Below are 9,875 nucleotides of genomic sequence, written 5' to 3'. Positions count from 1 at the left end.
GTCGACCGCGACTGGGTGGTGCCGCACTTCGTGAAGGTGCTCTACGACAACGCGCTGCCCTGCCGAGCCCGCGCCGCCCGCTCCTCAGCCGCCGTTCCTCGGCGCCCACATGATCAGCGCCATCCCCGCCAGGCACACCAGCGCGCCCGCGATGTCCCACCGGTCCGGGCGGTAGCCGTCCGCGACCACGCCCCACAGGATCGACCCCGCCACGAAGATCCCGCCGTACGCGGCCAGGATGCGGCCGAAGTGGGCGTCCGGCTGGAAGGTGGCGACGAAGCCGTACGCGCCGAGGGCCAGCACCCCGCCCGCCATCCACAGCCAGCCGCGGTGCTCGCGCACGCCCTGCCACACCAGCCACGCGCCGCCGATCTCGAAGAGCGCGGCGACGACGAAGAGGGCGGCGGAGCGGAGGATCAGCATGGGGGGAAGGGTGCCATGGCCCGGCCGCCGTCCGTACGGGGGCGTCCGGGGCGCGTTCACCTGATGGACGGCGCCTGGCCTGCCGTTTCCGTGGCATACATCCCCTGGGCCCCGGCACGGACCGCGTGCCGCGGCCCCTCGGTACGGCATCGGCCTGGGAGTGGTGAGCGGCATGGGCGTGCGGGCGAGGACGTGGGTGCTGCTGGGTGGGTGCTTGGGTGCCGTGGTGGCGGGAGGACCCGCGGGCGCGGTGTCGGGCGCGACCCCCCGCGCCGATCTCTCCTTCCACGGCAGTGCCGTTCTGACCGGTGACCGGGTCGAGGTGCGGCTCACTCCGCGTGACGCCGGTCCCTCCGCCGTGAAGGACGCGAGTGTGCGGCTGCGGTGGTCGGTGGCGCTGGCCGAGCGGCAGGAGCTGCCCGCCGCGTGCGCGCGGACCGGGGAGCGGACCGTGGTGTGCGGCACCGGCGCGCTGGCCGTCGGACGGGCCGGCCGCACCCTCCGGCTGACCGTCGGCCTGCGCCGGGCGGCCTCGGAGGTCACCCTGGAGGTGGAGCCCGCCTGGAACGGCGGCGTGAGCGACCCGGACCGCTCGAACGACCGCCTGAAGGTGCTGGTCCTGGACACGGGGGACGCGTACGCGTTCTGAGCGGCCACCTCGCCGGTCCCGGCGGGCAGCCGCGGCCGGGGTACAGGCGGCCGCCGACGTACAGGAGGTCCTCATGGCCGGGAACCACACCGCCCGGGCCGGGCTGCTGGCGGAGCTGGAGCGGGTGTCCCGGCGGTACATCGCCGCGCACGCCCTGTTCAGCCAGGCCGTCGCCGACCGGATCGGGCTGCACCCCACCGACCTCCAGTGCCTGAACCTGCTCACCCTGGAGCCGGAGCCGGTGACCACCGGCCGGGTCGCGGAGCTGACCGGGCTCACCACCGGCTCCGCGACCCGCCTGGTGGACCGGCTCGAACGGGCCGGGTACGTCGTACGGGGGCGGGACGAGGCCGACCGGCGCCGGGTGCTCGTGGTGCCCGTACCGGAGCGGATCGGGGAGTTCCGGCGCGTGTGGGAGGCGCTGTCCGGCGACTGGTACCGGATCTTCGACGAGCTGGACGACGCCGAACTGGCCGTGATCGTGCGGCACATGGAGCGCACGGTGGAGTTCTCCGGCGAGCAGGCCGCCCGGCTGCGCGAGGACCGCGCACCGGAGGAACGGAAGGCGTCGGCGGGGCCCGGCGAGGGGCGTCAGCGCGACATCAGCGAGGCGTCAGCGAAACGTGAGTCCGAGGGCGGAGAGTAAGGGATGTCAGCAGGTCGGGGCGGGTTTCACCCGCTTCCCGATCACTCTCAGCGCCATGCTTCGGGGGGAATTCCCATGCGTACGTTCCACCGCTCCACCGCTCTCGCCGCCGCCGGTACCGCCGTCCTCGCCCTGGCCCTGACCGCGTGCGGCGGCTCCGACACCGGTGCGAAGGACGCGGGCGCCGCCAAGCCCGACGCCCCGGCCGCGGCGGTCTCGGCGCAGCCCTCGAAGGACGCCGCCGCCCCGGCCGGTTCCACCACCGGCGGGACCTCGAAGTCCGGCGGCACGTCGGGCAGCGGCTCCTCGTCGTCCGGCGGCACGTCCGGTGGCTCCTCCAGCGGCGGCACGGCCGGTACGACGTCCGGCGGCGGCGCCCAGCAGGCCGGTGCCAAGAGCGGTGGCGGGAACGACACCGACAGCTACGCCTACACCCACGCCTGCTCGGGCGGCCAGGTGACGGTGCGGGTGACCACGCGCACCGCCTCCCAGCGGGTGATCGAGGTGCGCAACACCGGCTCGTCGGCCTGCGGGCTGAGCTACTACCCCGCCGTCGACCTCGGCTCCTCCACCTCGGCGGACCAGAGCCGCAACATCAAGCCGCTGGTTCCCGGCGGCCTCGGCGGTCCCCCGGCGTACGCGCTCCGCGCGGGCCGCACCGCCTACGCGGTGATAGACCTCGACCCGAGCGGCGCCACCACCGGCACGGTGCCCGGCATCGACGAGATGAACGTGCTCGCGAACGGCGTCGACATGCCCGCCGCCGAGACCAGGAACTTCCCGCTGGGCTCCGGCGCGAAGGTGCTCAAGCCGAAGCTGGGCCTGTACAGCGCGACGGTCTCGGACGCGGTCGCCTCGATGAAGCAGGCGGACTCGCAGTCCTGAACCACCCGTCCCGTCACCGGGCCCGCCGGAGCCGTCACGGTCTCCGGCGGGCCCGCCGACGGTGAGATCCCGGTAAAAAGGGCCACCGTGGATCACCGGGCCCGGCCGAACGGCCGCGCGCCTTGGCAGACTGGTCGGGTGCCCCAGACTGTGCTCCTCGCCGAAGACGACCGCGCCATCCGCCATGCCCTCGAGCGCGCCCTCACCCTGGAGGGCTACGCGGTGACGGCGGTCGCCGACGGGGTCGAGGCGCTGGCGCAGGCCCACCGCACCCCGCCGGACGTGCTGCTGCTCGACGTGATGATGCCCGGCATCGACGGACTCCAGGTCTGCCGGGTGCTGCGCGCCGAGGGCGACCGCACCCCGATCCTCATGCTGACCGCGCTGGTGGAGACCGCCGACCGCATCGCGGGCCTGGACGCGGGCGCCGACGACTACGTGGTCAAGCCGTTCGACGTGGAGGAGGTCTTCGCCCGGCTGCGCGCGCTGTTGCGCCGTACGACCCCCGCCAAGGTGATCCCGGCCCCCGCCGTGAGCCCGGAGGACCGGCCGGTGCTCTCCGAGCGCCACCAGGTGGGTGCCGCCGGACTGCGCATGGACCTCCAGGCCCGCCGCTGCTGGCGCGGTGTGCGCGAGCTGGAGCTGACCCGCACCGAGTTCGAGCTGCTCGAACTGCTGGTGCGCAACGCGGGCATCGTCCTGGACCACGCCACGATCTACGACCGCATCTGGGGCTACGACTTCGGCCCCGGCTCCAAGAACCTCGCCGTCTACGTCGGCTATCTGCGCCGCAAGCTGGACGAGCCGGAAGCCCCGCAGCTGATCCACACCGTGCGCGGTGTGGGGTACGTGCTGCGGGAGGAGTAGTGGGCCGTCCCTGGCGGCGGCCGCCGGGCCCCTCCCGGACCGGCCGGACCAAGCTGGTCTCGCTGCGCACCACCTTCGCGGTGTCCTTCGCCGCGGTCACCGCCGTCGTCACGATCCTGGTCGGCATCCTGTCGTACGGCTCGGCGGCCCGGCTCGTCCGCGTCGACCAGCAGTCGGTGTTCACGCAGGTCGTGCGGGACGTACGGGCCGAGGTCCGGCAGCACGACATGACCCCGGACGACTTCTCCTCCTCCCGTCCCGGGCACGACGTGGTGCGGCCCGCGCGGACCGACGTACAGGTGCTGGGCGCGCGCGGGGAGATCGTCGACCACGGCACTCCGGTGCTGCCGGTGACCGCCGCCGACCGGGCGGCCGCCGGGGCGCGGGCGGCGGGGAGGCTGGCCGAGCACAAGGACGTACGGGTCGGCGAGGACCTGTTCCGGGTCGCCACCGTCTCGCTGGGCGGCGGCAAGGGCGCGGTGCAGGTGGCGCAGGAGTTCAGCGACACCGAGGACCTGCTCCGCACGCTTCAGCAACGGACGCTGATCCTCATGGCGGCGGTCGTGGTGGGGGCGGGGCTGTTCGGCTGGTGGCTGGCGCGCCGCATCACCCGGCGCCTGGTGGTGCTCACGGCGGCCGCCGAGGACGTGGCCCGCACCCGGCGGCTCGGCATCGAGGTGCCGGTGGCCGGGCTCGACGAGGTCGGGCGGCTCGGCCGCGCCTTCGACCGGATGCTCGGGCGGCTCGCCCAGTCCGAGGAGGACCAGCGGCGCCTGGTCCAGGACGCGGGGCACGAGCTGCGCACCCCGCTGACCTCGCTGCGGACGAACATCTCGCTGCTCAAGCGGCTCGACGAGCTGCCGCCCGCCGCCCGCGAGGAGCTGGTCGCGGACCTCGGGCAGGAGGCCCGCGAGCTGACCGACCTGGTGAACGAGCTGGTCGACCTCGCCGCCGGGCAGTCCGACTCCGAGCCGCCGCAGCGGGTGGACGTGGCCGACCTCGCGGAGGACGTGGTGGGGCTCGCGATGCGCCGTACCGGCCGGGAGATCGTGCTGCGGGTCGGCGGCGACACCCGGACCGAGGGGCGCCCCGCGATGCTCCAGCGGGCCGTGTCGAACCTGGTCGAGAACGCGGCCAAGTTCGACCGGGACGGCAGGGCGCCGATCGAGGTGCGGGTCACCGGTCCCGCCCGCGCGGGCACGGTACGCGTCGAGGTCCGGGACCGGGGGCCCGGCGTCGCCGAGGGCGACCTCCTCCGCATCTTCGACCGCTTCTACCGTGCCGCCGACGCGCGCTCCCTGCCGGGGTCGGGCCTCGGCCTGTCCATCGTCCGCGAGGTGGCGCTGGCGCACGGGGGAGCGCCGTTCGCCTACCGGCGCGAGGGCGGCGGGGCGGTCATCGGGTTCACGGTGGGGGGCGGGGCGGCGGGGCCGGGCGATCCCGGGGGCGCGGCCGGGGGCGGATGACCGGGGGTCCCCCTTGGGACCCGGTCGACCCGGTCGACCCGGTCGACTTGGTTGATCCGGTTGACCGGGATTGGCCGGTTGACCGGGGTTGACTCGGTTGTCAGCCCCCGCCGGGGGTGTCCCGGCGGGACGTGGCGAGGGTCCAGGCCAGGTTGCCCGCCGCCGCTCCGGCCGCGACCGCCGCGACGATCACGCCGCCGGTCGCCAGGCCGTCGCTGAACAGATGGGGGCGCCGGTCGAGGCTGTGCAGGCCGAAGCCGCACAGCTCGTACACCCCGACGGCGGCGACGACGAGGCTGCCGATCAGCAGGGTCAGCGTGGGGGTGAGGTCGCGCAGGTCGATGCCCGCCGCCGTACCCGGCGTCGCCGGTCCCGTGTGCGGTCGCGTCTCCTGCATGGCTCCCCTGGTGGACTGGATGGACTGGCTGGTCGCCGAAGGCGGATGGAAACCCACGGTATGGAGGACAGACCCGGGGCGGGTCCGGTGCCACGCGCACCGGCGACGTGCGTCACTGGTCGGGGTGACGCCCGCGGCAGCCGGCCGGGGCCGGTGAGCCGCCTTTCCATGATGACCGAGATCACCAGTACCTCCGTACGGGGCGCGCGGACGGCCCCGTACGGAGCGCCCCCTTACGCCCCCTGGCCGTGCTTGACCCTTCCCCCGGGGGCAGGGTTTAGCGTGCCGTGACATGAGCGGCGGGAAGAGCGGTGCGGGTGATACGGCGGGTGATACGGCGGGTGGTGCGAGCGGTGTCGTGGGTGCCGCGGCCGGGATGCGGATCGGGGAGCTGGCCCGTCGGGCCGGGACCACGGTCAAGGCGGTCCGCTACTACGAGTCCCTGGGCCTGGTCACCCCGTCCCGCCGCCCGAACGGCTACCGCAGCTACGGCGCGGCCGACCTGCGGCTGGTCCGCGAGATCCGGGCGCTCAAACGCCTCGGCATCCCCGCCGAGCGCACCCGTCCCTTCCTGGACTGCCTGACGGCGGGCCGGAGCCACGCGGAGTGCCCGGCGTCCCTGGCGGGCTACCGCGAGGCGATCGACGAACTGGCCGTAAGGATCGAGGAGTTGACGGCCAGGAAAGCCCTGCTGGTCGCGCAGCTGGAGGAAGCCGCGCGCCCCCTGCCGACGAAGGAGACCCCGGCGATGGACGACCACCTCACCCTGCCCGCCGACCTGCCCGTCCCTCCGGACGACGGCGCCGCCGATCACCTCCCCGGCGCCCGGATGCCGTCGCTCGCCCTGCCGGACACGGCGGGCGGCACGGTCCGGCTCGACGGCCTCGGCCCCGGCCGCACGGTGATCTACGTCTATCCCCTCACCGGCCGCCCCGGCACGGACCTCCCCGAGGGCTGGAACTCCATCCCCGGCGCCCGGGGCTGCACCGTGGAGTCGTGCGGCTTCCGCGACCACTTCGAGGACCTGCGGGAGGCGGGCGCGGAGCGGGTGTACGGGCTCTCCAGCCAGGACACCGGCTATCAGCGGGAGGTCGTGGAGCGGCTCCGGCTGCCCTTCCCGATGCTCTCCGACCCCGGCTTCGCCCTGGCCGGGGCGCTGGGCCTGCCGACGTTCGAGGCGGCGGGGGCGCGGCTGTACAAGCGGCTGACGCTGATCGTCCGCGCCGGGGTGGTCGAGCACGTCTTCTATCCGGTCTTCCCGCCCAGCGAGCACGCGGGGCGGGTGCTGGAGTGGCTGCGCGAGCGGCCGGTGCCCGTGCCGTAGCGGCCGCTCGGGTGCCCGGTGCCCAGTTGCCCGGTGTCAGTGGCGCAGTGCCGTCGCCACCGTCGCCCGGATGTCGCCGGTCAGCTTGCGGTGGCTGCGGGCCGTGGCCTGGCGGTGGGAGCCCGCGCCGACGTTGTCGATGGTCACGACGACGGTGTCCAGCAGGTTGCCGTTCTTGTCGTCGAAGTTGACCTGGACGACGAAGGACTTGGGGGAGTCGGTGGTGTTCTGCGCGGTCACCGCGATATTCGCCCGGCCGTCCGCGTCGGTGGTGATCCCGCCCAGCGACACGGCGCTCTTGGCGTTCACCCCGCCCTTGACCTGGTCCAGCTTGCGCCTGGCCTCCGCCGTGGCCGAGGCCAGCGAGTCGGACGCGCGGGAGGCGAGGGAGGAGGCCGCGGAGGCCGCCTTGCTCGCGCTGTCGGACGGGCTGCTCGACCCGTCCGAGCACCCGGCCGACGCCAGCCCGAGGGCCACCGCCACCACGGCCCCGGCCGTTCCTCTTATCCAGTAGCCCGCCATGTCCCGCCTCCATGCCTCGCCGACGATCACCGCTCCCAGTCAAGGGGCGCACGTCCGACCCCGCACGCCGGGTGCGGCGCCTGTGCGACCGGTCCACCCGAACGGGTCAGCGGACCTGTCGGCGCGGCCGCCGCCCCCGTCGTCGCCGTAGTGGCCCCGCATTACGGCCGAACAGCCCACCGCCGCTCGCGCGGGCTCCCCGCCCGGGGTCTGCTGCTCCCAGGTGCCCGTCCGGCCGGGCCGCCGTGGAGTCGGAGCGGAGGAGTGCGGGCATGGCGCAGGAGCAGCCGTCGGAGCGGGAGGACTGGGACGAGTTGCGGGCCCGGGTGGCCGCGCTGGAGGGGCGGCGGCCGCGCCGGCACCCCGGGCGGGCCGTCGTCGCCTTCGTGTTCGTCGTGCTCGGCTGTCTGCTCGCCCCGCTCGGCGTCGTCGCCGCCTGGACCGCCGATCTCGCGGACGACACGGACCGGTACGTCGCCACCGTCGCCCCGCTGGCCCGCGACCCCGCCGTGCAGGACGCCGTGGCGAACCGGGTCACCGGCGCGCTGATGGACCGGCTGGACATCCCGAAGCTGCTGGACAAGGTGGCGCCGAAGGACCGGCCGCTCGTCGACAAGGCGATCGGCGGCATCGGCAGCTCGCTCCAGGGCGCGGTGAGCAGCTTCGTGAACGACAAGACGCGGGAGATCGTCGCGTCCGACTGGTTCGCCACGTTCTGGACCAACGCCAACCGGCAGATCCACACCAGTGTGGACAAGGCGCTCACCGGCAGCGGGGGCGGCGCGGTCCAGCTCCAGGGCGACAAGGTGCAGATCGACCTCGCCCCCGTCATCGAGCAGGTCAAGAAGCGGCTGGTCGACGCGGGGCTCGGCCTCGCGGGCAAGATCCCCGTCGTGCACACCAGCTTCACCGTCCTCCAGGCGGAGGAGGTGGGCAAGCTCAAGACGTACTTCCGGCTGCTCGAACTGGCCGGGCTGTGGGTGCCCGTCATCGCCGCCGTCCTGCTGATCGCCGGTGTGCTGACCGCCGTACGGCACCGCAGGGCGCTCGTCGCCGCCGCGCTCGGCTTCGCCTTCACCGCCCTGCTGCTCGGCCTCGGCCTGACCGTCTTCCGGGTGATCTACCTGGACGCGCTGCCCGCCGACGTGTCCCAGCCCGCCGCCGAGGCCGTCTACGACACCCTCACCCGGTTCCTGCGCACCGCCGTACGGGCCGTGATCACGCTCGGCGTGGTCGTCGCCGTCGCGGCCTGGCTCTCCGGGCCCGGCCGGTACGCGCGTGGCGCCCGGCAGCTGTGGCACACGGGCATCCTCGCCGTACGCGGCCAGGCCGACCGGTTCGGGATGCGCACCGGCCCGGTCGGGCCCTTCGTGCACCGCTACCGGCGCTGGATCGAGTGGCTGCTGGTGGCGGGGGCGGTCGTGGCGTACGTCCTCTGGGACCACCCGACCGGGTGGGTGGTGGTCGGGCTCGCGCTGGCGTTGCTGTTCGCGCTGGCGGTGGTGGACTTCCTGGCGGAAGACCCGGAGCCGGTGAAGCCGCCTGGGCCGCCGGAGGACCGTGGAGGCGGCCTGGGGGCCGCGGTCAGTCCGCCCGGCCGCCCTTGACCTGTTCCGGGCCGCCCTTTTCGATCCGTTCCGTCCCCAGCCAGCGGTTCAGCGGCGGTTCCTGCGCCAGGACCGCCCCGATCGTCACCGCGAAGGTGATCGCCGCGCTGAGCACGATCAGCCAGGACAGCAGGACCAGCACCAGGCCGAGGGAGCCGTACTCGCGCAGGGAGCGGTTGAGGGCCTGCGGCATGTAGATCCGCGCGGTCAGGCTCAGCGCGGTCGACGCGGCCGAGGCCAGCAGCGCGCCCGGCAGCAGCGCGATCCACGGCACCCGCCCCGCGAGCAGCAGCCGCTGCGTCCACAGCCAGAGGGACGCGGCGACCAGGAAGAGCAGGGGGGTGCCGAGCCACAGCCCGACGCCGAAGCCGTCGCGCACCGGCGCCTGGAAGAGGAGCACCAGAACCAGCACGAGGAGCCACACCACCCACCGCCAGGCCGCGATCCGCGTGCCGGCCCTCGGCAGCCCCCACGCCCGCTCGCACACCCGCTCCATCGCCCGGCTGAAACTGGTCGCCGAGACCAGTGTGATCACCAGCCCGATGATCCCGCTGGTCTCCCGCGACTCGGGGTCGGTGGACTCGTTCAGCACCTGGTCGAGCTGCTGGCTGGAGCCCCCGTTCAGCCCGAACACCGCCCGTAACGAGTCCTGCAACTGCTCCCGCATCCCCTCCGGCGCGAACGCGGCGAACGCGAACAGCAGCGGTACGGCGGCCAGGAACGCCTGCGCGGCGAGCCGGGTGGCCGCGTCCAGCAGGTTGGCGGAGAGCAGCCGGCTGGTCAGTTCGGTGATGACGGGGAAGCGCCGTTCGGCCTCCGCGCGCAGCCGCTCCAGCCGCTCCAGCCGCGCCTTCCACGCCATACCGCCTCCCGACCCGCACGGCCCTCGGACCACCCAGTCAACGGGGCGGTCGGCGGTGGCGGCGAGCGGTACGCGTCTGATCGGGCGCGTGGTGGGCCGCGTACCCGGCGATGCCGCCGTACGGCATACGTCCGCTCGTGCGCGGGGGCGCCGGGCCGGGTGAGGGGGAGGGGGACGGCGGCGAGGACGTTGATGCGCGAGGGCGCGAGGGCGCGAGGGCGCGAGGG

11 protein-coding genes are annotated in these 9,875 nt (G+C 74.4%); 7 read left to right on the top strand and 4 right to left on the bottom strand.

What is annotated here, in order from left to right; all coding sequences use genetic code 11:
• Window positions 1-84 precede the first annotated feature (84 nt).
• The gene (locus GTW40_RS13410) at window positions 85-423 is read right to left on the bottom strand and encodes a YnfA family protein (protein WP_018543752.1); all 339 of its coding nucleotides are present in this window, start codon (window positions 421-423) and stop codon (window positions 85-87) included.
• Between the two features lie 226 nt (window positions 424-649).
• Between GTW40_RS13410 and GTW40_RS13405 the strand changes: the two genes are divergently transcribed.
• From GTW40_RS13405 to GTW40_RS13385, 5 genes are all read left to right on the top strand, one after another.
• Entirely contained in the window at window positions 650-1,072 is a 423-nt protein-coding gene (locus GTW40_RS13405; protein ID WP_343245684.1) for a hypothetical protein, read from the top strand.
• A 73-nt stretch (window positions 1,073-1,145) separates the two neighbouring features.
• Complete coding sequence (locus GTW40_RS13400) at window positions 1,146-1,718, top strand: MarR family winged helix-turn-helix transcriptional regulator (RefSeq protein WP_161180400.1); 573 nt, start codon at window positions 1,146-1,148, stop codon at window positions 1,716-1,718.
• 75 nt (window positions 1,719-1,793) lie between these two features.
• The gene (locus GTW40_RS13395; RefSeq protein WP_161180399.1) at window positions 1,794-2,603 is read left to right on the top strand and encodes a DUF4232 domain-containing protein; all 810 of its coding nucleotides are present in this window, start codon (window positions 1,794-1,796) and stop codon (window positions 2,601-2,603) included.
• Between the two features lie 138 nt (window positions 2,604-2,741).
• Window positions 2,742-3,470 (top strand): response regulator transcription factor, encoded by a 729-nt coding sequence (locus tag GTW40_RS13390; protein ID WP_161180398.1) that lies wholly within the window; start codon window positions 2,742-2,744, stop codon window positions 3,468-3,470.
• Complete coding sequence (locus tag GTW40_RS13385) at window positions 3,470-4,936, top strand: HAMP domain-containing sensor histidine kinase (RefSeq protein WP_161180397.1); 1,467 nt, start codon at window positions 3,470-3,472, stop codon at window positions 4,934-4,936. The genes GTW40_RS13390 and GTW40_RS13385 overlap by 1 nt, the downstream gene beginning before the upstream one ends.
• 100 nt (window positions 4,937-5,036) lie before the next feature.
• On the opposite strand, the gene GTW40_RS13380 is transcribed toward GTW40_RS13385, so the two are convergent.
• Complete coding sequence (locus GTW40_RS13380) at window positions 5,037-5,333, bottom strand: hypothetical protein (RefSeq protein WP_202485823.1); 297 nt, start codon at window positions 5,331-5,333, stop codon at window positions 5,037-5,039.
• Between the two features lie 292 nt (window positions 5,334-5,625).
• On the opposite strand from GTW40_RS13380, the gene GTW40_RS13375 reads away from it, so the two are divergent.
• On the top strand, window positions 5,626-6,657 hold the full coding sequence (locus tag GTW40_RS13375) for a MerR family transcriptional regulator (protein ID WP_343245683.1): 1,032 nt from the start codon (window positions 5,626-5,628) through the stop codon (window positions 6,655-6,657).
• 36 nt (window positions 6,658-6,693) lie between these two features.
• Here the strand turns inward: GTW40_RS13375 and GTW40_RS13370 are convergent, their stop codons facing one another.
• Window positions 6,694-7,179, bottom strand: a complete 486-nt coding sequence (locus GTW40_RS13370) for a hypothetical protein (protein ID WP_161180396.1) — start codon at window positions 7,177-7,179, stop codon at window positions 6,694-6,696.
• Between the two features lie 272 nt (window positions 7,180-7,451).
• On the opposite strand from GTW40_RS13370, the gene GTW40_RS13365 reads away from it, so the two are divergent.
• Entirely contained in the window at window positions 7,452-8,786 is a 1,335-nt protein-coding gene (locus tag GTW40_RS13365; RefSeq protein ID WP_161180395.1) for a hypothetical protein, read from the top strand.
• On the opposite strand, the gene GTW40_RS13360 is transcribed toward GTW40_RS13365, so the two are convergent.
• Window positions 8,764-9,648, bottom strand: a complete 885-nt coding sequence (locus tag GTW40_RS13360) for a YhjD/YihY/BrkB family envelope integrity protein (protein WP_161180394.1) — start codon at window positions 9,646-9,648, stop codon at window positions 8,764-8,766. The two genes, GTW40_RS13365 and GTW40_RS13360, sit on opposite strands and share 23 nt — an antisense overlap.
• Window positions 9,649-9,875: the final 227 nt, after the last annotated feature.

It is taken from the genome of Streptomyces sp. SID4985 (assembly GCF_009863025.1).
GTDB lineage: Bacteria > Actinomycetota > Actinomycetes > Streptomycetales > Streptomycetaceae > Streptomyces.
The sequence above is the reverse complement of the archived record's forward strand: the minus strand, read 5'-3'. Positions and strand labels throughout refer to the sequence as shown.

Bases quoted from the DNA above. Each gene is read 5' to 3' on its own strand.
- GTW40_RS13410 (WP_018543752.1), bottom strand. From the start codon at position 423: ATGCTGATCCTCCGCTCCGCCGCCCTCTTCGTCGTCGCCGCGCTCTTC.
- GTW40_RS13400 (WP_161180400.1), top strand. From the start codon at position 1,146: ATGGCCGGGAACCACACCGCCCGGGCCGGGCTGCTGGCGGAGCTGGAG.
- GTW40_RS13395 (WP_161180399.1), top strand. From the start codon at position 1,794: ATGCGTACGTTCCACCGCTCCACCGCTCTCGCCGCCGCCGGTACCGCC.
- GTW40_RS13380 (WP_202485823.1), bottom strand. From the start codon at position 5,333: ATGCAGGAGACGCGACCGCACACGGGACCGGCGACGCCGGGTACGGCG.
- GTW40_RS13375 (WP_343245683.1), top strand. From the start codon at position 5,626: ATGAGCGGCGGGAAGAGCGGTGCGGGTGATACGGCGGGTGATACGGCG.
- GTW40_RS13370 (WP_161180396.1), bottom strand. From the start codon at position 7,179: ATGGCGGGCTACTGGATAAGAGGAACGGCCGGGGCCGTGGTGGCGGTG.
- GTW40_RS13365 (WP_161180395.1), top strand. From the start codon at position 7,452: ATGGCGCAGGAGCAGCCGTCGGAGCGGGAGGACTGGGACGAGTTGCGG.
- GTW40_RS13360 (WP_161180394.1), bottom strand. From the start codon at position 9,648: ATGGCGTGGAAGGCGCGGCTGGAGCGGCTGGAGCGGCTGCGCGCGGAG.